Below are 21,187 nucleotides of genomic sequence, written 5' to 3' on the forward strand. Positions count from 1 at the left end.
TTGCACACGCTTGGCTTTACCATCAAAGCAATATTTATAATAAGCTAAGGCAACCTTGTGCTAAAAAAAATAAAACACCTCTCACTAGCCCTACCATTAATGGTTGGCGCTATTAGTGTTCAAGCAAAACCTTTATCGTTGGAGCGTATTTTTGACGATCCGAGCCTTTCAGGTAAATCACCTGTACAACTTAAATTTTCGCCTGACGGCAGCCGTGTAACTTACCTGCAAGGTAAAAGCGATGACTACAACCGCTACGATTTATGGGAATATAATTTAAAAGATAACACCAATCGTGTGCTAGTTGATTCGGCAAAATTATTTTCAGGCCCAGAAAACCTATCAGATGAAGAAAAAGCCCGCCGCGAACGCCAACGTATTTTTGGTAAAGGCATACTTGAGTACAAATGGTCGAAAGACGGTAAAGCACTTTTATTCCCACTTAACGGCGACCTTTACTATTACGATTTAGCCTCAGGTAAAAGTAAAAAGCTAACCGATACTGAAACATTTGAAACCGATGCACGCTTTTCACCTAAAGGTAATTATGTATCATTTATTCGTGAACAAAATCTTTATGCTTTAGAGCTTGATTCAGGAAAAGAAATTCAGCTTAGTAAAGATGGCGGTGGCGTAATTAAAAATGGTATGGCTGAGTTTGTTGCTCAAGAAGAGATGAGCCGCATGACGGGTTACTGGTGGTCAGGGGATGAAACTAAAATTGCCTATACCCGCGTTGACGAAACCCCAGTAAAAGAAGCTATCCGTAACGAAATTTACGCTGATGAAGTTAAGTTATTTAACCAGCGCTACCCGTTTACAGGTACCGACAATGTTAAAATTCAACTCGGTGTGGTTAAACTAAACGACCAAAAAGTAGATTGGATTGATTTAGGTAAAGATGAAGACATTTATATCGCGCGTGCTAAATGGCTAAAAGACGGCAATACACTGTCTTACCAATGGCAAAATCGCTCGCAACATAAATTAGAGCTTCGTTTTTATAACAGTGAAACTAAAGCACAAAAAGTAGCACTAACCGAAAACAGCGAAACGTGGATTAACCTACATTTTGATCTTGAGTTTTTAAAAGACAAAAAGCATTTTGTGTGGGCATCTGAGCGAGACGGTTTTAAACATTTATATCTGTATCGTACAAACGGTCAACTTGTTCGTCAAATTACTTCTGGCGATTGGGCTGTTGATAGCTTAAAAGGCATTGATGAGAAAAAAGGCATTATTTACTTTGCTGGTCGTAAAGACACTCCTCTTGAAAGCCATTTATACAGCGCGCCTTTATTTAAAAAAGGCGATGCCAAACGTATCACCGAAAAAGGTCAGTACCATAATGTTGTGCTAGCAAAAGACAGCAAAACCTTTATCGATAATAGCTCATCTGATAATAAACCAAACTCAGCAGCGCTTCGCAAAGTAAACGGCGAATTTATTACATGGCTTGAAGAAAATAAGCTAGATAGTAATCACCCGCTTACCCCTTATTTAAGCGATTTAACAAAACCAGAATACGGCACAATCAAAGCTGAAGATGGTCAAGTTATGCACTACCGTTTATTTAAGCCAAGTAACGTAACCGATGGTAAAAAGCATCCTGTTATTGTTAACGTATACGGCGGCCCGCATGCTCAGCGAGTAACGAATAGCTGGCGCAGTAAAAACTTGTACTTTCAGTACATGGCGCAACAAGGTTACGTAATTTTTCAACTCGATAACCGTGGTTCTTACAACCGTGGTAAAAAGTTTGAAGATGCAATTTATAAACACTTAGGTGTAGTAGAAGTTGCCGATCAAATTAAAGGCGTAGAGTTTTTACGTACACTTGATTACGTAGATCCACAGCGTATTGGTGTTTATGGCCACAGCTACGGTGGCTACATGGCACTTATGACTATGTTTAAAGCGGGCGATTACTTTCAAGCGGGCGTATCGGGTGCTCCAGTAACCGATTGGGCTCTATACGATACCCATTACACTGAGCGCTATTTAGGTCATCCTGATACCAATGCTAAAGGCTATGAGGACAGCGCAGTATTCCCCTACGCAGATGGCTTAAAAGGTCCATTAATGATTTATCATGGAATGGCTGATGACAACGTGTTGTTTACGCATTCAACTAAATTATTTAAGCAACTACAAGATAACGAAAAACAGTTTGAAATGATGACCTACCCAGGCTCTAAGCACAGCCTACGTGGTAAACAGGTGCAAACACACTTACATCAAACAATTACAAACTTTTTTAATCGTCATTTTGATGTTAAATAATTAAACTATTTTAAAAATAGACAAAGGCTGATTGATAAATCAGCCTTTTTTTTTGCATTATTACTCGTCGGACCTAGATTAAACTCTCTTTTTAGCTACGCTTATCCTATGCGCTAAAGCGCACACTTTTTGAGGATAAATGTATGCCTAGTCTACGTAGTTTCAGTATATTCCAACGTTTCTCGCTACTTATAGCAATTGTGGTGTTTGGGCTTATAGCGCTTAGTATAGCCAGCTTAACTCACCAATATAGCTCTCTTAAAAACGAGCAGTACCTAAAAACACAAAACGTAGTAGAAACTGCTTACAGTATAATCGAGCACTTTTATGACCTTGAGCAAAGTAATTCACTTACTCAACAACAAGCTCAATCGCAAGCACTTAATGCAATAAGAGCAATGCGCTACGACAAAACCAATTACTTTTGGATTAACAACTTTCAGCCCACAATGGTTATGCATCCTATAAAACCTGCGCTTGAGGGAAAAGATTTAACTAATAATAAAGACCCCGATGGCAAAGCATTATTTGTTGATATGGTGAATATAGTTAAACGTTCTGGCGAGGGGTTTATTCCTTATAAATGGCCAAAACCTGGTAAAGAAAAACCAGTTGAAAAAATCGCATTTGTTAAAGGTTTCAGTCAATGGCAATGGATTATTGGTTCAGGTGTTTACCTAGACTCAATTGACGCAGCATTTAGCGAGCAGCGTAATCTTATAGTTATCAGTGCTACAATTATGATTATTGCTGTTATTTTACTTAGTTACTTTATAGGCAAGAGCATTTTAATACCTACTCGTTTAGCGGCCGATATGATGAAAGATATTTCACAAGGCGAAGGTGATTTGACCCGCAAATTGAGTGAATCTGGAAATGATGAAATATCTGAACTATCACGTTCGTTTAATTTATTTGCTTTAAAAATGCGAGAGTCACTTGCCCATGTATCTCAAAGCGCAAACGACGTAAGCGAGCATGCGCATACAGTTGATGAATCAAGTAGAACAAGCCACTCATTTATTGAGCTCCAAAACGATAGCTCAACCCAAGTTGCAGCTGCCATGGAGCAAATGACTCACCAAATACATGATGTAAGCCGTAACGCCGAAGCCGCAGAGCAAGCAGCTAAAGACGCAGCACAAAATGCATCGACAGGTAAAAACGTAGTTGCTCAAACAATTACAGCCATAGAAACACTCTCAAGCAACATAGAAACAGTCAGCCGTGTAACAGAAGATTTAGCCAACGAAAGCCACAATATAGGCTCTGTACTTGATGTAATAAGAAGTATATCTGAGCAAACAAACTTACTGGCATTAAACGCTGCCATTGAAGCTGCTCGCGCAGGAGAGCATGGTCGAGGATTTGCTGTTGTTGCAGACGAAGTAAGAACATTGGCTAGTCGTACAGGGCAAAGTACTGACGAGATTCAAACCATGATCACTAAACTACAAGAAGGTGCAAAAGCAGCAGTAGAAGCAGTTAAATCAAGCCAAGCACTTTCGGTTTCTACCGTAGAACAGGCGTCATCAGCCAATACTTCGCTTAATGAAATAGAACGACTTGTTTCAATTATTACCGAAATGAACAGTCAAATAGCACGTGCTACAGAGCAACAAACTCAAGCTGCTGATGAAGTTAATTTACGTATTAATGAGCTGTCTCAATCAACTGAGCAGTCACTCAATAATACTAAACAGCTTACCAATGCTAGTGATAACCTTAAACAAAGTAGCCAAGAGCTTTCGAGCGTAGTTAATCGTTTTAAATTAGATTAATCGATAGCATTGTCATAAAATGCAAAAGCCCTGAATTAACAGGGCTTTTTTATCACATATAAACTTTTAGCTTACAAACAGTAACGTGCAAACAAGCTCGTTACTGATGCAGCCGTTGGCTTGCCATGCTGCCAATCACCGCCTTCAACACCGCTACCAGCAATATCCATATGAACATAAGGTAGTGGCTGAACTGAATCGTTACCGTGCTTATCAAGCCCACCAACAATAGCCATAAAGGCCATTGGGAACTGATGACCACGAGCTGTAACAGCCGATGCTGCGTTATTGCTAGATAAAACATCGTCAGCTAGCGTGCGTGGTTTAATAAAGTCGTAATCTTCGCGACGTGAACGCGATACTTCTGCGCCATCAGCCCACAAATCACCAAGATCAGCTATTTGACGTGAAACACCTGCGCTACGAGCAGGGCCATTTTCAACATACGCACCGTAAGGACCCATCGCACGTGCCGCGTGACCCGTTAATGTAGCTACAGTAAATAACGTTGGATTGACCTCAGTTTTAGCTAAATCTTTCATTTCGCTAAGCAGGTCGCCCATTGCTAAGCGCCCTTCTGCATCGGTATTACCAATGCGTATACGGATACCTTCTCGACTAGTAATAATTTCATCTGGCACAAAACAATCCGAGCCAATAGAGTTACGAACAACAGCTAAGTACGATACTACTTTAACGCCTTTAGGCTGATAATCCGCAACAGCTTTCATAAAGCCCGCAACAGAAGCTGCGCCGCCTTTATCACGACTCATGCCTGCCATATGGCCGCCTACTTTTAAATCTGCACCGCCTGTATCGTATACAAGGCCCTTACCTACAAACATAAGTGTGCGAGTAATTTCGCCCTCTGGTACATATTCAAGCTTAACAACACGTGGGTGATGGCGCTCAACTGCATACGATGCACGCGCAACAGTGCTTAGCATTGGGTAGTTTTTATCAATAGCTGCAATATCATCAATTACGTCAACCGCAATGTTTGAGCCTTTAAATAAGTCAACGCAGTAATCAGCAAAACGTGGTGGAGCCATACGCTCAGGTTCAGTGCCACATAAATCACGCGCGGCATATTGGCCAGCTGCAATTGCATTAACCGCTTTGATTGTTTGCTCGCTTGCGCCAACTAAACCAATTTGAGTAATAGGTTCAATACTTTCACCGTGATATTCACGCGCTTCTAATGGCTGCCATNNNNCCATAAGGCTTGGCAAGCGCCTAAGTAAGAAACTTCTAAAGCGCGCTGATAACGACTGTCGCCATTTAAATTTGGTAAAAATAATGCAGGATTAACACTACCCGACGCTTTTGCTTCGTTAATTGCTAATTTAGCAGCATCAAAATAACGGCGAACATCATCGTAATCTCTATTTAACGGACCAGTAGGCGCAAGTACAACGCGCTTGTTTTCAATTACTAATAATGTAACTTGCTTACCGATGCGAGAATCAACGTTTGCTTGGGCTAAAATAGCATCACGTAATGAGTTATTTGGTAATAAAGAAAAGTCATCACTAATAATAATAAGCGCATCATGTGATGTGCATTCAAGGCTCGCACTAACCGCTTGAGGGTATGCCATAAGTAAAGTCCTGTTAGAAAACATAGGCCTCTATTATCGTCGATTTAAATATTGAAGACCAGCAAGGTGCGATGAGCTAATTACACAACTTGTCAATAAATGGCAACTTGGAGTTACAGGCTTTACAGCTTAATCAAGAATACTCAGTTGAAAGTTTTGATCTGGCTCACTTTTAATACCAACGCCTATACCAAGTAATCGTACAGGCTGCTGTAAACCTCTTTGATAAGCCTTGGTAAGTAGTTGAACAAGTATTTCAGTGTTTAGTTCGTGGTATGCTTGGTCGGCTGAGGTTACTACAAAATTTGCAAACTTCACCTTAACACTCAATTTATTAATACGGTTTTGTAATTGTTGCTTATTAAGCCTTAAAACTAATTCGTCTAAGAGTTTTGGAAGCTCATCTAAGCACTCTTGCAAACTTGTTTTATTGTATTCGTAGGTATGTTCAACACTCAGCGATTTTCTAATGCGATCTGTCGATACTTTACCAATATACTCACCTGCACATTTTTGATAAAGCGATACACCAAAATTGCCTACATGTTGCTGCATCCAATTTACGCCCTTTTCACGTACATCTTTGCCGGTATATAAGCCTTTTAAATTGAGTTTTTCGAGCGTTACTTTACCCACCCCCGGAATTTTCCCCAGCGGTAATTGCGCTAAAAAGTCATCGATCTCATGAGGCAAAACGACAAACTGACCATTCGGTTTTTTTTCGTCACTGGCAATTTTGGCAATAAACTTAATTGGTGCAATACCTGCTGATGCAGTTAATCCTGTGGCACTGTAAATATCGGCTCTTATTTGCTGTGCAATTAGTGTAGCACTGCCTTTACAAGCGGTGCTGTCTGTTACATCTAGGTAGGCTTCGTCAAGGGAGAGAGGCTCTATTAAGTCTGTATAGCGGCTAAATACTTCGCGTATTTGATTTGAAGCTTCTTTGTATACAGCCATGCGCCCAGGAACAATAACTAAATCGGGGCATAATTGTTTAGCATGATAGTTCGACATAGCCGATCGTACGCCATATTCTCTCGCTATATAGTTAGCGGTTGAGAGCACGCCTCGTCGGCTATTGCCTCCAATAGCAAGCGGTACACATGCAAGTTTAGGATTATCTCGCATTTCTACTGCTGCATAAAAGCAATCCATGTCTATGTGAATAAACTTCTTCATCACCACAACAACAACTGGTTATTTATACAGCCATTATTATAGAATCAAATGTGATAAGCAAGCCTAGGGCCTGTTTATCTTTCGAGGTTAAATTTGCAGCAGTATGTTTGGTATTTAGGCAAGGCAGAGCCTATGTAGTGTGGTTATTCCCCATAAATAGGCGATAACGTAGCACAAATGCCAAACATACGCTGCCCGAAGGGTTCTGCCTAGGGGCAATTTACTCTTTGTTGCTCGGTTTTTACTTAGCCCACTAGGTCACAAACCTCGCGCCGCGATTAAATAGCCCCTAGATTGAACAAATTTTAATCCTGAAAGGTCAACAGGCCCTAGTTAGCGATTAAAAAAAGTGCTTATTATCTTCTGGCTCTTTATGGCCACGTAACCAAAACATAACTTCGAAGAAAAACCCCGCTAACATCAAAATAATAGCGCCAGATTCATTACCCATTGCGTAGCAGGTAAATGAGGCTATAAAAACCAAACAAGCTAAAGACCAATTAATTATATTGTGCATACATACCTCTGTGTGTGTTTTTGTGTTTGTGTTTGTCTGTGTAATTTAACTGTAGACCTAAAATTAAACAGGTACAATCATCTTATAAAAAAACATGCTATTAATTACCTTGAGCTCACAACTCCATATTGATAATCTAAATACTTTAAAATTAAGGGCCAATAAATAATGCAAACGTTTAAAGATCAGCACCCTATCCATACCGACATCACCGTAGCGTGGGCTGATATGGATGCACTACAACACGTAAATAATGTGGTGTATTTACGTTACTTTGAAATAGCCCGAATCGACTTCTTAAATAAAATAAATCTGTTCGATACAATAAGCTCTAATGGCGTAGGTCCGGTAATAAGCGAAAACAACATTCGTTATAAACGCCCAGTTACTTTTCCAGATACGCTTACAGTCGGCGTTACTATTTCTGATATAAAAACAGATCGATTTGTTATGAATTACACCGTATTTAGTCACGCGCAAAACGCTATAACAACAACAGGCACTTCAAAAGTGGTTATGTTTGATTTTGAAACAGGCCAAAAAGCGCCAATTGCAGAGCCTCTTTTATCAGCGTTAGTTAGCTACTCTCAAGACGATCAATAAGGAATTCTCATGCAATACAGCCCACTTGGCAGCAGTGGTATTAACGTTTCAAGAGTATGTTTAGGCAGTATGACTTGGGGTAAACAAAATACTCAAAGCGATGCTGATGAACAAATAGCCTACGCGCTAGAGCAAGGCGTAAACTTTATTGATACAGCCGAAATGTATGCTGTGCCTCCTTCTCCAGAGACCTATGGCAAAACCGAGGAAATTATTGGCGACTGGCTATCGCGTAATCAGCAAAAGCGTGGCGATGTAGTACTTGCCACAAAAATTGCAGGCAATGGATTATCTTGGGTACGTGATGGCGGTAATATTACTCGCCAAACAGTAATAGAAGCCGTGGACGACTCACTTAAGCGTCTTCAAACCGACTACATTGATTTATATCAGCTGCATTGGCCAAATCGCTCTACTCCACACTTTGGCAGACAATGGCCTGGCACACTTAAATTTACCGACGTAAATACACAAGAACACCAAGCTAGTATGCTTGATATTCTACAAGGCCTTAATGAATGTGTTAAAGCAGGTAAAATTAAGCACTGTGGTTTATCTGACGATACGCCATGGGGTATAAGCCAGTTTTTAAGCTTGGCCAAAGAGCATAACTTACCGCGCATGGTATCTATTCAAAATGAGTTTAGCCTAGCGCACGCTAAAGACTGGCCGTATTTAATAGAACAATGTGTACACGAAGATATTGCCTACTTACCGTGGTCACCTTTAGCCGCCGGTTTATTAACAGGTAAATACCTAAATGGTGCTCGCCCAGAAGGCTCTCGTTGGACCTTCATGCAGCGCAACGGTATTTTTAGAGATACACCAAACGCAGAGCAAGCAACTAAGCAGTATGTTGAACTGGCTCATGCAAACAATATTACTCCAGCACAACTAGCACTCGCATGGTGTAACCAAGTAGATGGCGTCACATCTTCAATTATTGGTGCAACAACCATAGCCCAATTAAAAGAAGATATTGATGCATTTAACATTACATTAAGTGACGAAATCCTCAGCGAAATTAATACTATATTTAAAAACTATCCAATGCCTTATTAAGCGTGTAGCAGTTAAAAAGCAGCCTTGCATAAAGGCTGCTTTTAACTAAAATATTTGACCCTACAACAACCAACACTATACTTTAATTAAGTTTTATTAATTCAACGAATAATTATCAATGCTGAAAAACGGATACTATGCATTTTGCTTATTAATTGTATTTAACGCACATGCCGTTGAGCAAAAAGTACAGCCTCTAGAAGAGATTATTTGGCTGCAAAGTTACACGCCCCCTTTTCATATAGCTAAGAGCGAAAGTGCACCACAAGGTGGAATTTGCGACAATCTAACTGAGCAACTAATCAGAACCATAACTGATGTAAAACATACTCGCTTAATAGTCCCTCAGCAGCGTATAAATAAATATTTAAATGAAGGAAAAAACGTATGTTTCCCATGTGTTATTTATAAAAAATATAATAACCAACTACTTAACTACTCAAATCCAACAACGGTATATCCTCCATTTTCAATTATCACGACAAAAGAGCTAAAGCCACAATTAGAAAAAAAGCACGGCTCGCCTATTCATCTTATTAATTTATTAACTGATCCCCAATACGTATATGNAAGCCGCTGCACGTAAATTTACAACTGAAATTAATACTATTATCGAAAATACAAAACGAGATAAAGAGTCATCGTTAAGTTGGAGCAGTGAAAACGAAAGTCAGGCTGTTATAGCGCGTTTGAGTCACGGATTTTTAGACTATTCAATTGATTACCCGTTTATGGCCGATTACTTTAATAAGCAAGGCGAATTTACTAATATAGAGAGTGTACCAATAGAAGAAAATGATGTTCAATTTATAAGAGGAGCAATAGGCTGTGCGGCTAACGCCCCCAATAATTTTGCAGAGCAAGCGCTCAAAAAAATTAACCGTTCACTAAAAAACAACGTACTACAATCACCTGAGTACCAACAAAGTCAGCATACTTGGCTTAAAACTACCTTTACCGACTTTGATAAACACTACCAACAGCAAGTCATTAATTTTTACTTACTTTCCACTGATGCTCAAGTAAACACTGATCATTAGCATAAAGTGCAACAGCAAAAATACTTTTAGCCGTTACCTCACCTACGCCCGAAGGTGTGCCTGTCATTACTACATCACCGTCCTCGAGGCTCATAAATTCATTAATCTCTTGTAAAATCGAGTCAGGATTATGTAGCATAAAATGAGTATCACCTCGCTGAATCACTTCATTATTAATTTTAAGTTCAAACGTAAAGTGTTTCATAGCATCAGTTAGTTCGACAAAGTCACTTAAAATAACAGAGCCATCAAACGCTTTAGCGCGCTCCCATGGAAGCCCTTTATTTTTTAATTTACTTTGTACTGTGCGCTTAGTTAAATCTAAGCCCAACCCAACACCTACAAATTTTTTATCTTTAATTACAAAGCATAACTCGGTTTCATAATGCAGCGTATCGCCGTTATGAGCTGCAAGTAACGTATTAGTAATTGCGCTATTTGGTTTGTTAAATAAAACCATTTGATCTGGCGTTTCGTTATTTAGCTCTGCAATATGTGCGGTATAGTTACGGCCAACACACACTACTTTTGATGGTATTAATTCTTCAGATACTAACTTTATTGAATGCATATAAATAATGTCTCAGTTATTGGACCTGTTGACCTTTCAGGATTAAAATTCGTTCAATCTAGGGGCTATTTAATCGCGGCGCGAGGTTTGTAACCTAGTGGGCTAAGTAAAAACCGAGCAACAAAGAGTAAATAGCCCCTAGACAGAACCCTTCGGGCAGCGCATGTTTGGCATTTGTGCTACGTTATCGCCTATTTATGGGGAATAACCACACTACACAGGCTCTGCCTTGCCTAAATACCAAACATACTGCTGCAAATTTAACCTCGAAAGATAAACAGGCCCTAGCTAATAAGCGTTTCAAGTAAGCTCAAATTAATAGGTTTAAGTAAAACTCGGTCTATATTTAAATCTTTTATTTCTCTAGGATCTGGCTCTGCACCACTTACAATTACTAAGCGAAGTTCTGGATATCGCTCATTAATTTGCTGGCCTAAATCAGTGCCACGTCCATCGGGTAAATGCATATCTAGCAATACTTTATTAAATTGCTGGTCGTGATTAAGTATTTGTAAACATTGCGCGCAACTTGACGCAATCACCGTCTCAACACCTAAACTTTCTAAAAGTAGCTGCGTAATTTGCGCTGCATCGTGATCGTCTTCTACCAGTAAAAAACGTTGTTTTTTCTCGGTTAAGCCATTACTACAATGTATATTTTTAGCTTGCGGTGCATGCTCCGGCGCGACTAAATAATCTTGCAGGCACTGGTATAAAGCAGCGCTATCAACGGGCTTTGGTATTACATCGTTAAAGCCAAGGGCTGCAAGCTCTTCGCGTATCCCTTTCATTGTAGCTGCCGTAAGCGCAATTATTGGGCCTTTGTAGCCCATTTTTCTGAGCTCTATGGTAGCTTCCTTGCCGCCCATTACAGGCATATGAATATCAATAAAAATAATATCGTAAGGCGCTTTATACGCATCTGCAATACGTACTTTTTCAAGTGCTTGCTGCCCATGTTCGGCGTAATCTACGCGCGCACCACAGGTACTGATCATATGCCCTACTAACATGCGTAAATCACGTAAATCATCAACTACTAATACTCGCCCATGCACTTTGCATGGGGCCGATTTACTTTGTAGTTGTGGAACGCTGCTAAAATTAAGTACTTGTCGTTCTACTTCGCTAATATCACCTGGATACACCGAAATCGTAAATGTAGCACCCTTGCCAATTTCAGAGTGCAAACTAATATTACCGTGCATACGCGCTAACAACTCAGCACATATTGCCAAGCCAAGGCCTGCACCACCTACAGAGCGTGATTCCACATCGGCTATCTGCTCAAATGGCTTAAATATTAGTTCTTGTTTTTCAGGGGCAATGCCCATGCCTGAATCTTTAATGCTAAAAAATAGCATTTCATGATCATCAACCCACTGCGTCCACGCATTAACAACAATTTCGCCTTTATCGGTAAATTTAACCGCATTGTTTATTAAGTTTATTAAAATTTGGCGAACTCTTGTTGCATCCAGTCGTGCAACTAAGGGCAATGGCTGTTGAGATTCAAAACGCAGTGTAAGGCCTTTATCAAGCACCGATACACGCATTAAGGTGTATACATCGGCAAGCATGCTATCAAGGTTAACTTCGCTTAAGGTCAGTTCGAGTTTATCGGCCGCTATTTTAGATAAATCGAGCACGTCGTTTAACAAGCTCAATAAATGTTTACCATTTCGATAAATAACACCCAATTCATTTTCTGCTTGCTGACTAAAGTCGCTCTGCATTAATAATTCGGTGTAACCTAAAATAGATGATAGAGGGGTTCTTAATTCATGGCTCAAATGAGCTAAAAAGCGGTCTTTTGAACGATTTTCAGCTTCGGCTTTTAAACGTTCAACTCGCTCGCCTTCAACATCTTTACGAGCAAGTGCATAACGAATAGCACGTGCAAAACGGCTCGAACTCATTTCTGTTTTTATTAAGTAATCTACTGCACCGGCATCAAGCGCTGCCGAGTCTAACTCATCGTTTGACTGCCCAGTAAGCATAATAATTGGGCCGCTAAAGCCATTCGCAATGGCCTCTTTTAATACATCTAAACCATTAGATGCACCCAAGCGGTAATCAAGCAGGCAAATGTCGTGCTCATTTTTACTAAGCGTTGCAATTGCCTGCTCTGGGGAGCTTATCCATTGAATGTTAAACGTGTGTGAATCCAATTGGTCCAGATAGTCGCAGGTGAGTATATAATCATCTTCATCGTCCTCTACAAGCAGCAACTGAGTCACTTTATCTAACATACAATCTCCATTAATCGTTAAATGTTGTCGGTAGCTCTACAAACTCTACCCAGTATTTTCCTAGCGTTTTCATCAAATCAACCAAACCATCAAACGTCACTGGTTTTGTAATATAAGATGCAGCACCTAAGTTATACCCTTTAACCATATCTTCTTCTTGCTTAGATGTAGTTAAAATAACAACCGGAATTCCCTTTAAATTAGGATTTCCTTTTATAGCTTCAAGCGCTTCACGGCCATCCATTCTTGGCATATTTAGATCAAGTAATATTAATCCTGGTCGCGGCGACACTGTTTTATCTTCAAACTTACCTTTACGTTCTAAATATTCAAGTAACTCAACGCCGTCTTCTACAAAATGAAGCTCGTTAAGTACACGGCTTTCAGCAAGGGCATCTTGTGTTAACAAACGATCATCTTCATCATCGTCTGCCATTAAAATAGTAATCGGTTTTACTTTTGAATAGGGCATTTAAGCCTCTCCTTGCAATGTGAAAAGCGCAGCTTCCACAGGTAGTTTTATAATGAAGGTTGCACCTTCACCGTCTTTACTTTGGGCTGTAATTGTTCCGCCATGGCGTTCCACAATACGCCTACATACAGAAAGGCCAATACCCGTACCTTTATATTGTGAGCGGCCATGTAAACGTTGAAACGGTACAAATATTTTATCGGCATAGTCTTGTGAAAAACCAATACCGTTATCTTCTATAGTAATAACTTGAAAGCTTAAATTAGCATTATGATCCTCGCTAAAAATGTCTTCATGCTGGTAACTAATTTTTATATGTGGACTTACATCTGGGCGTCTAAATTTAACAGCATTCGACAACAAGTTTAAAAACAACTGCTGCATTTGGCTCTTATCAGCCTGAATAACTGGTAAATCCTCTACATCAACTTGTGTATTAGACTCGCCTATCGCAATTTCTAAATCACTGAGTATATCGGTTACAACGTCGTTTAAATTTGTATCATCAAAATCTTTACCACGGGTGGTAATACGTGAAAACTCTAGTAAGTCGTTTATTAAATTAGACATGCGTTGCGCCGCATTTTTCATGCGTCCAATATAATCAATACCCTTTTCACCAAGCTCATCTTTAAACATGGTTTCGAGTCGGTCACTAAATGCCTGAATTTTCCTAAGAGGCTCTTGTAAGTCATGGCTTGCAACAAAAGCAAACTCCTCAAGCTCTCGGTTACTTCGGCTCAGTTCATCAGAATACAAAGTTAGCTCTTGTGTACGCTCAGACACTTTAGTTGCTAATGTTTCGTTTTGTTTTTCAAGCTCAAAGCGATACCGTGCCGCATTTCTTAAATTAAGCCGCGTCATTACAAACATACCTATAATAAGTAATATGCTTGTGACTGCTGTAATAGCAAACGTGATTTTAGCTTCATTCTTAATTTGCGCTAACTTTGAAAAATGGCTCACTTTAAAGAGTAATTCACGGTCTTGAATTTCATTAACATACTCTCTAATTTGCTTATAAAGCTCCCTGCCTTTATGTGTATTTAACACATACAATGCACGCCTTTCTCTATCATCAAGTGCCAGGTTTACGGTTTGTTTTAGCTCTTTAATTTTACTATCGACAAGTACAAGCAACTGAGCAATACGCTCAGCTTGGCCATCAATTTCAGAGTGCAACGACTTAACATGATCTGTCTGCGCTTCAATTTGCCCAACAGCATCGTAGTAAGGCGTTAAATAGTCAGTCTCTTCTGTTAATAAATAGCCACGCTGGCCTGATTCAGCCTGAACTATTGACAAATGTAGTTGCTCAATTGCTGTTGTCAGCATATTAGTGTTGTCTAAACTTTTTTGGGTTTGTGTTAAACCTTGAATCGTATTCAATGCTAAAAATGCGTTACCCACAATAATACTCAACACAACAACTATAAAAGCTGCCCAAGTAATATTCGCTTTCCCTTGATGTTCTTGTTTGCTCATTTAGCTTCCCGAATTAGCGTTTATACAACACTTAATATTTATTGAGAGTCAGTTATTTTTTGTAAACTTTCACTACACTGTTGACAGTTGTTAATAATCTTATCAAGCGCATCTAACGCTTTTTCTTTTGGCATATCGTTTTCGAGTACCAACTTAATAAGCTCTGCATTCATCGATATACGATTAAGCGGCGCTCTTGCATCGTGAACTAACTTGTTTAGCTGCTCTGTTTGGTTATCGGATGTCATGCCCTTCCTCAAATCTATTTGTATTCGCCAATACCGCCATATGCATTAAGGCGGTTATAAAGTGTTTTAGTACTAATACCCAGCATTTGTGCAGCAAGCGTTTTATTACCTTGCACCTTATCAAGCGTTGCATGAATAAGCTCTTTTTCAACTTCTTCAATAGTTTGCCCTGCTGATACTATCTTATCTGCAGTTTGGTTATTAACACGTGAAAACGGCGACTCTAAGTTATCAGGTAAAATAATATCGCTAGTTTGCGGGTCACTCATAATGAATGCTCGGTGTATTGCGTGGCGAATTTCGCGCACATTACCTGGCCATTCATAGCTTTGTAACTCTTTAAGCTGTGCGGGTGTCCAACTAAAGGCAGTGCCATTTTCATCATTAAGCTGATCTAAAAATGCTTTCGCTAATAAAGGAATATCTTCTTTTCTGTCGCGTAGCGGCGGTATATCAATAGGGAAAACAGCCAACCTAAAGTAAATATCTTCACGAATAATATTATTTTGCGCTAAATCGGTAAGCGAGCGGTTAGTGGCCGAAATAACACGACAATTGGTTGGTATTTCTCTGTTACCACCCACGCGTGTTACTTTTTTAGTTTCAAGCACTCGCAGTAAATTTGGCTGCATATCAATTGGCATTTCGGTCACTTCATCTAAAAACAAAGTACCGTTGTTTGATTGTTCAAATACACCTTCTTTGCGGGCTATAGCACCGGTAAAGGCGCCTTTTTCATGGCCAAATAATTCACTACCTATTAATTCTTTTGAAAGCGCACCACAGTTGCTCGCCACTAACGGGCCTTCGCACTGGCTTGCGTTATGAATAGCCTGAGCTACAACTTCTTTACCTGCACCACTTTCACCCATCAACATTACATTGGCATTTGTTTTAGCAACGCGTTCAATCATATTGTAAAGCTTGTGCATTACTTCTGATTCGCCAATTAAACCACCAAAGTGACGCGTTATACCGCCCGACTTTGCTTTTTTAACTGCTTTTTTAGGGCCATTTAAAACCAGTTCTAAATCTTCGCGTTGTAATGGCTTTAATAAATGCCCTACATTTGGCTCACACATCTCAGCTAAAATGCCCTTAACTGAAGGATGACCCGATATAAGTGTAATTTTTGGAGATTGCCCAATCGTTTTTAGGTGATCAAGTAAGTGCAAACCGCTACCATCAGGTAACATAAAATCAAGCAGCACATGGTCAAAGGTATTATTTTCAAACCATTGATGTGCTTCTTTTAAACTGGTGGCGGTGCTTATATTGTGGCCGAGGAATTCGACTATGTGGCATACAACGTCACTAAACTCGACGTCATCGTCTACTAAAAGTATGTCTAACATGATAAATCCCTATGCTTTTTTTCTTATTCTACGCATCCTAAATATTAATTTAAAGGCGCACCTAGAATCTAATTACTTAAATAGTTAAGTAATCCAATACTATCTATTTTACCAACTCAATATTTACGTATGCTTAAAAAAAACGATCACAAATTACGAAAAATAATTAAAATCGTTTCTATTTATAGAATGGTAGCAACTGTTATCATTAAAAACCTAAAAAAGGAGACGAAATGCAGCAATTAAAAACCTTAATACATTCAGGTATTAATATTGACCAAGGCAGTCAATTTACCCGTTTAACGGCTCGCGCCATTGTTATTAAAAATAATAAAATACTTTTAATGTATACAAACCGCTATGAAGACTACAGTTTACCTGGTGGTGGAGTAGATGAAGGCGAAAGTATTGAGCAAGGTTTGATGCGTGAACTAAGCGAGGAAACCGGTGCACAAAAAATAAGTGTTGTTAAAGCCTTTGGACTCTATGAAGAATATCGCCCTTGGTATAAAGACGACTTTGATATTATTCATATTAAATCGTATTGCTTTGTATGTAATATTGCCGACGAGTTTGGCAAAGCACAGTTAGAGCATTATGAGCAGCAAAATGGCATGACCGCTAAATGGGTTGATATTAACGACGCAATTGCACATAACGAGCGCACACTTGCTAATAGTGAAAAACAAGGACTCTCCATTTTACGAGAAACCTACCTATTAAAACGTATTGCTAGAGAACTTCTATAAGTTAAATAAACATGAGCAATCACCCTTGTAACTTTTGCATAAATCAGAACTTTTTACTGCCTTGGATAATATATTTACAGTAGTAAAAAGTTATTAATAGAATAAAAATAAGAAATAGACTTTATATTTCAATAGCTTGAAATTAATTAGCATTGCTTTTTTGATATTGGCTTTTGTTTTGCACCCTTATAGATAATTAATTTGTAAGGAGATAGAAATGAGTAACACAGTTAAAACGATTAATCCGGCAACTGAGCAAACCATTGAAACCTATACGCTACTTTCTCAAAAAGAAGCTGAACAGGTAATCGAAAAATCTCACGAAACATACTTAAAATGGCGCTTAACGTCGTTCACTGAACGTGCGAGATATCTTAATAAGTTAGCCTCACTTTTCGAAGAGCAAAAAGAATCTATTGCAAAACTCATGACCGAAGAAATGGGTAAAGTATACGAGCAAGGCTTTCAAGAAGTTGAACTATGTGCAGCTATTTGTCGTTACACCGCCGAAAACGGCCCACAAGTACTTGCTGACGAAGAACGTGATATGGACGGCGGCCGAGCAATTATTAGCTACCAACCAACGGGCGTATTATTAGGTATTCAACCGTGGAACTTCCCGCTTTATCAAGTAATTCGTTACAGTGCAGCCAACATCATGGCAGGTAACACAACCGTATTAAAACATGCTGGTAACGTATTTGGCATGGCTGAAAAAATTGAAGAGCTATTTAAACAAGCTGGTTTCCCAGAGTATTGCTTTAACAATTTACTTATCGACGGCAAAACCGCCAGTTCTCTAATTGCACACAAAGCAATTAGCGGCGTAACCTTTACGGGTAGTGATGCGACAGGTAAAAAAGTAGCTGAAGAAGCGGGTAAACACGTTAAAAAGACAGTGTTAGAACTTGGTAGTAATGACGCTTACTTAGTACTCGATGATGCCGATTTAGAGCTTGCAGTTAAAACCTGTGTAACAGGTCGCATGATCAATAACGGCGAAACGTGTGTTTCAGCTAAACGTTATGTTGTTGTTGAGTCACTTTACGATGACTTTAAAGCGCAAATTAAAGAGCAGTTTGAAGCCATGAAAATGGGCGACCCAATGGCAGATGACACAGACTTAGGTCCAATGGCCCGTGAGGATTTACGCGACGGTATTCACGACCAAGTAATGGAATCAGTTAAAGCAGGTGCAAACATAGTAACGGGTGGCGAGATACCATCGCAAACAGGTTACTACTACCCACCAACACTACTTGATAACTTATCGCCTGGCATGCCTGCGTACGATGACGAACTATTTGGCCCAGTAGCTTCGCTAATAAAAGCGAAAGACAACGACGACGCAATGCGCATCGCCAACGACTCTCGCTACGGTTTAGGCGGTGGTATTTTCTCTAAAGATGAGAAAAAAGCTATTGAGCTTGCTAAAAAGCACTTTGACACAGGTATGATCAACATTAATGGCTATGGTTTAGCACAGCCTAACTTACCGTTTGGTGGTGTTAAAGGCAGTGGCTATGGCCGAGAGCACGGTGGCTTTGGTATGCGCGAATTTGTGAATGTTAAAAGCATTATGATCGCTAGCTAATTTAGCTGCATAAATGAAACAAGTGTTTTAAATAGATATTTTTAATACATGTTTAAATACAAAAACTACTAAGCCTAAAAGTGGGTAACCGCTTTTAGGCTTTTTTATGACTTTTAGAAAGTAATTTTCAGGAGACAGTACTTAGTTTTTAGTAAGAGATAGAACCGAGTTTTTAGTAAGAGATAGAACCGAGCTTTTAGTAAGAGATAGAACCGAGCTTTTGGTAAGAGATAGTACCGAGTTTTAGATATATTCGTAGGTGCGATTTTACATCGCACTTTTAAGAATTAAATATCCTTCAAAATAAAAAGTTACAAGCTAACCATTGCTACTTCATTAAATTTTAATAATTTAAAACTCACTTCACAATTTAGCTTATTTAATAAAACGTAAGCACGGCTGCTTTTATCGGTATTTTAAATTGCGCTAAAAACCTGTTAAGCAGTATATTTAAAGGTATAAACATAGTGAGGACTATTACAGAAAACATCACAAATATGATGCTTAAACAGAGCTAGAGTAAGTGCTATTAAGCCCAGAGATAACTATTGATATCTAGAAGCTAATACCTGAAACCTGACAGACAAGAATGAGCGAGAAGCGGTCATTGAGGTTGGCTAAATATCGTCGTTAATAGATTGGTCAAACTGCTTTTTGCGCATATATTCATGAAAATGAGCGCTGCGCGCATATTGATTCGTTTAACTTTACCTAAAAAATTTAGAAAACTTAGTGATAGTAATGCCTTAGGTAATTTGTTAAAACTATATAAAGTAGATAAATGAGCGTGGTGTCGGTAGAAATATGCGCGACGAGCGCACTATTAAATTGTTATGTTGCAAGGATAGTCTTGAGTATGAGTGATGACTCTATCGATGAATGGTGGAAAGGTATTAGTGATAAGTCATTATGTGAATTTATCCAAAAATGGTTCGCCGAAATAGATCTCGATGATGAAGAAAATACTCCAAGAGGTTCAGATGTTGTAATGATGAATTTCCTTGCATCAGATGAGTTTCAATGGAGTTTTATAATTAAAGCTTTCGAACTAGCTTATGACGCTCGCCATCTTGAAACTATGGCCGCTGGTCCTGTTGAGCACCTTCTTGCGTTTCACGGGGATAAATATATTTCAGAAATTGAAACCTTATCATCTGCTAATGAAAACTTTGCTTGGATGATGACGGGCGTATGGCAACATAAAATGTCTGACGAAGTTTGGGCTAGAGTTCAAAAGATACAAGGCAGTTGTGAGCAGTAGCAACATAACAAGTGACTATGGTGTCAATTCCTAATTTCAAACCATTTTAGGATCCCACATGACACCATCCCTCACCATAGAATTTATGATTACTATAAGCTTTCTTATACAGGCAATAATAGCCACTTTCTTAGGTTTCCCTGCCGCGACTAGCCGATGATAAATAGCTTTAAATTTAGGGTTACATTGGATAGCTGACATCATTGCCATATACATTGCGGTTCTAATTTTTGGCCGTCCACCTCGTATCATCCGTTTACCCTGATAAGCACCACTTTCTCGATTAAATGGTGCAACACCAACCAGTGATGCAGCCTCTTTATTGTTTACACACCCAAGCTCAGGCATGTCACTAAGTAAGTTAAATGCGACAACATTCCCAACGCCAGGCACACTTTGAATAATGTCATTCTTGACCTTATATTCGTCACATTCTTTGATGAGTTTTTGTAGTTTCAAATCTACTTTTTCAATCTGATTTTTTAATGCCGTTAGGATAGGTTTTATTAGTGATGATATTGTTTTTGGCATTATTTGTGAACGATTTTTCTCCATCGTTTGCATATCCATTAACTGCCTTCTTCTAGAAAGTAAATCACTCATCAAGCGCATCTGCTCTGGCTTTAAAGAAGAGAGTGGTGGCTTTATTGCTTCACCAAAATGAGCGATGAGTTGCGCATCAAGTTTATCTGTTTTTGCTTTTTGGCCAATAGCGCCTGCGAAACGTTTAATATTAACGGGATTAGCAACAACGAAAGGGATATTCGCTTGAGCACACGCCATAATAAAGGGGTGTTCAAGGCGCCCAGTTGCTTCAATAGTAACACGCGTTATTGGGTGCTTTTTTAGTGTTTTTATAGCGTGTTTAATGCCGCCGTCATTGTTTTCTACGGTGAAATATATATCTAAAGGTCGGATGTAAATATCGAGTTGAGTTTTACCTGTATCGACACCGACGTTAATTTCATTTTGATTATTGAGTGTATTCATAATAAGCTGACTCTGCCTTGCGATTCGGGCTCGAGGCCCCGTTGACTATCCGAGTTTAATGCTTGGAGTTTATACAGCGTTCTTTCTTGTTATCGGTCTCTCAATAGAGGAGCCTTCAATCAATCGAACTACTGTATAAAAG

Annotated in this window: 16 protein-coding genes and 2 pseudogenes; 8 read left to right on the forward strand and 10 right to left on the reverse strand. The window is 39.2% G+C overall.

Annotated elements, in window-relative coordinates:
* The first annotated feature begins 57 nt into the window (after positions 1-57).
* A complete protein-coding gene (locus L656_RS0107085; protein ID WP_024598665.1) occupies positions 58-2,283 on the forward strand; it encodes a S9 family peptidase in 2,226 nt (741 codons plus the stop codon).
* A 143-nt stretch (positions 2,284-2,426) separates the two neighbouring features.
* Entirely contained in the window at positions 2,427-4,064 is a 1,638-nt protein-coding gene (locus L656_RS0107090; protein ID WP_024598666.1) for a methyl-accepting chemotaxis protein, read from the forward strand.
* 71 nt (positions 4,065-4,135) lie between these two features.
* Here the strand turns inward: L656_RS0107090 and L656_RS01000000122015 are convergent.
* The 3 genes and pseudogenes from L656_RS01000000122015 to L656_RS1000000123260 all read right to left on the reverse strand — a co-directional run bounded on the left by L656_RS01000000122015 (position 4,136) and on the right by L656_RS1000000123260 (position 7,363).
* A pseudogene (locus L656_RS01000000122015) lies at positions 4,136-5,664 on the reverse strand (M17 family metallopeptidase).
* A 129-nt stretch (positions 5,665-5,793) separates the two neighbouring features.
* Positions 5,794-6,846 (reverse strand): DNA polymerase IV, encoded by a 1,053-nt coding sequence (gene dinB / locus L656_RS0107100; RefSeq protein ID WP_033036740.1) that lies wholly within the window; start codon positions 6,844-6,846, stop codon positions 5,794-5,796.
* Positions 6,847-7,186: 340 nt separating this feature from the next.
* Entirely contained in the window at positions 7,187-7,363 is a 177-nt protein-coding gene (locus tag L656_RS1000000123260; RefSeq protein ID WP_170071746.1) for a hypothetical protein, read from the reverse strand.
* A gap of 168 nt (positions 7,364-7,531) precedes the next feature.
* Here L656_RS1000000123260 and L656_RS0107110 point away from each other — a divergent pair, with 168 nt between their 5' ends.
* The 3 genes and pseudogenes from L656_RS0107110 (at position 7,532) to L656_RS01000000122020 (ending at position 10,068) form a co-directional block, all read left to right on the forward strand.
* Positions 7,532-7,966: an acyl-CoA thioesterase gene (locus L656_RS0107110; protein ID WP_024598668.1), complete on the forward strand. Its 435-nt coding sequence runs from the start codon at positions 7,532-7,534 to the stop codon at positions 7,964-7,966.
* 9 nt (positions 7,967-7,975) lie between these two features.
* Positions 7,976-9,028: an aldo/keto reductase gene (locus tag L656_RS0107115; RefSeq protein ID WP_024598669.1), complete on the forward strand. Its 1,053-nt coding sequence runs from the start codon at positions 7,976-7,978 to the stop codon at positions 9,026-9,028.
* A gap of 118 nt (positions 9,029-9,146) precedes the next feature.
* Positions 9,147-10,068 (forward strand): annotated as a pseudogene (locus L656_RS01000000122020) (ABC transporter substrate-binding protein).
* Here the strand turns inward: L656_RS01000000122020 and L656_RS0107125 are convergent.
* The 6 genes from L656_RS0107125 to L656_RS0107150 all read right to left on the reverse strand — a co-directional run bounded on the left by L656_RS0107125 (position 10,019) and on the right by L656_RS0107150 (position 16,451).
* The gene (locus tag L656_RS0107125; protein WP_024598670.1) at positions 10,019-10,639 is read right to left on the reverse strand and encodes a fumarylacetoacetate hydrolase family protein; all 621 of its coding nucleotides are present in this window, start codon (positions 10,637-10,639) and stop codon (positions 10,019-10,021) included. The pseudogene L656_RS01000000122020 and the gene L656_RS0107125 overlap by 50 nt on opposite strands.
* Positions 10,640-10,923: 284 nt before the next feature.
* Complete coding sequence (locus L656_RS0107130) at positions 10,924-12,891, reverse strand: response regulator (RefSeq protein WP_024598671.1); 1,968 nt, start codon at positions 12,889-12,891, stop codon at positions 10,924-10,926.
* A gap of 10 nt (positions 12,892-12,901) precedes the next feature.
* Positions 12,902-13,363, reverse strand: coding sequence for a response regulator (locus tag L656_RS0107135; RefSeq protein WP_002958089.1), 462 nt, complete (start codon positions 13,361-13,363; stop codon positions 12,902-12,904).
* Positions 13,364-14,848 (reverse strand): sensor histidine kinase, encoded by a 1,485-nt coding sequence (locus L656_RS0107140; RefSeq protein WP_024598672.1) that lies wholly within the window; start codon positions 14,846-14,848, stop codon positions 13,364-13,366.
* Between the two features lie 38 nt (positions 14,849-14,886).
* Entirely contained in the window at positions 14,887-15,096 is a 210-nt protein-coding gene (locus L656_RS0107145; RefSeq protein ID WP_007581523.1) for a histidine kinase dimerization/phospho-acceptor domain-containing protein, read from the reverse strand.
* 14 nt (positions 15,097-15,110) lie between these two features.
* Positions 15,111-16,451, reverse strand: coding sequence for a sigma-54-dependent transcriptional regulator (locus L656_RS0107150; protein WP_024598673.1), 1,341 nt, complete (start codon positions 16,449-16,451; stop codon positions 15,111-15,113).
* 233 nt (positions 16,452-16,684) lie between these two features.
* On the opposite strand from L656_RS0107150, the gene L656_RS0107155 reads away from it, so the two are divergent.
* From L656_RS0107155 to L656_RS0107170, 3 genes are all read left to right on the forward strand, one after another.
* On the forward strand, positions 16,685-17,200 hold the full coding sequence (locus L656_RS0107155) for an NUDIX hydrolase (RefSeq protein WP_002958085.1): 516 nt from the start codon (positions 16,685-16,687) through the stop codon (positions 17,198-17,200).
* Between the two features lie 217 nt (positions 17,201-17,417).
* Complete coding sequence (locus L656_RS0107160) at positions 17,418-18,794, forward strand: NAD-dependent succinate-semialdehyde dehydrogenase (RefSeq protein WP_002958084.1); 1,377 nt, start codon at positions 17,418-17,420, stop codon at positions 18,792-18,794.
* 856 nt (positions 18,795-19,650) lie between these two features.
* Positions 19,651-20,055, forward strand: coding sequence for a DUF6869 domain-containing protein (locus L656_RS0107170; RefSeq protein ID WP_024598674.1), 405 nt, complete (start codon positions 19,651-19,653; stop codon positions 20,053-20,055).
* Positions 20,056-20,091: 36 nt separating this feature from the next.
* Here the strand turns inward: L656_RS0107170 and L656_RS0107175 are convergent, their stop codons facing one another.
* Positions 20,092-21,045 carry an IS110 family transposase gene (locus L656_RS0107175; protein ID WP_024598675.1) on the reverse strand — a complete coding sequence of 318 codons (954 nt, stop codon included), beginning with the start codon at positions 21,043-21,045 and terminating at the stop codon, positions 20,092-20,094.
* Between the last annotated feature and the right edge of the window lie 142 nt (positions 21,046-21,187).

This window comes from Pseudoalteromonas sp. TAE56, assembly GCF_000497955.1.
GTDB lineage: Bacteria > Pseudomonadota > Gammaproteobacteria > Enterobacterales > Alteromonadaceae > Pseudoalteromonas.

Bases quoted from the DNA above. Each gene is read 5' to 3' on its own strand.
- L656_RS0107130 (WP_024598671.1), bottom strand. From the start codon at position 12,891: ATGTTAGATAAAGTGACTCAGTTGCTGCTTGTAGAGGACGATGAAGAT.
- dinB (WP_033036740.1), bottom strand. From the start codon at position 6,846: ATGAAGAAGTTTATTCACATAGACATGGATTGCTTTTATGCAGCAGTA.
- L656_RS0107140 (WP_024598672.1), bottom strand. From the start codon at position 14,848: ATGAGCAAACAAGAACATCAAGGGAAAGCGAATATTACTTGGGCAGCT.
- L656_RS0107170 (WP_024598674.1), top strand. From the start codon at position 19,651: ATGAGTGATGACTCTATCGATGAATGGTGGAAAGGTATTAGTGATAAG.
- L656_RS0107090 (WP_024598666.1), top strand. From the start codon at position 2,427: ATGCCTAGTCTACGTAGTTTCAGTATATTCCAACGTTTCTCGCTACTT.
- L656_RS0107135 (WP_002958089.1), bottom strand. From the start codon at position 13,363: ATGCCCTATTCAAAAGTAAAACCGATTACTATTTTAATGGCAGACGAT.
- L656_RS0107155 (WP_002958085.1), top strand. From the start codon at position 16,685: ATGCAGCAATTAAAAACCTTAATACATTCAGGTATTAATATTGACCAA.
- L656_RS0107160 (WP_002958084.1), top strand. From the start codon at position 17,418: ATGAGTAACACAGTTAAAACGATTAATCCGGCAACTGAGCAAACCATT.
- L656_RS1000000123260 (WP_170071746.1), bottom strand. From the start codon at position 7,363: ATGCACAATATAATTAATTGGTCTTTAGCTTGTTTGGTTTTTATAGCC.
- L656_RS0107125 (WP_024598670.1), bottom strand. From the start codon at position 10,639: ATGCATTCAATAAAGTTAGTATCTGAAGAATTAATACCATCAAAAGTA.
- L656_RS0107145 (WP_007581523.1), bottom strand. From the start codon at position 15,096: ATGACATCCGATAACCAAACAGAGCAGCTAAACAAGTTAGTTCACGAT.
- L656_RS0107115 (WP_024598669.1), top strand. From the start codon at position 7,976: ATGCAATACAGCCCACTTGGCAGCAGTGGTATTAACGTTTCAAGAGTA.
- L656_RS0107175 (WP_024598675.1), bottom strand. From the start codon at position 21,045: ATGAATACACTCAATAATCAAAATGAAATTAACGTCGGTGTCGATACA.
- L656_RS0107110 (WP_024598668.1), top strand. From the start codon at position 7,532: ATGCAAACGTTTAAAGATCAGCACCCTATCCATACCGACATCACCGTA.
- L656_RS0107150 (WP_024598673.1), bottom strand. From the start codon at position 16,451: ATGTTAGACATACTTTTAGTAGACGATGACGTCGAGTTTAGTGACGTT.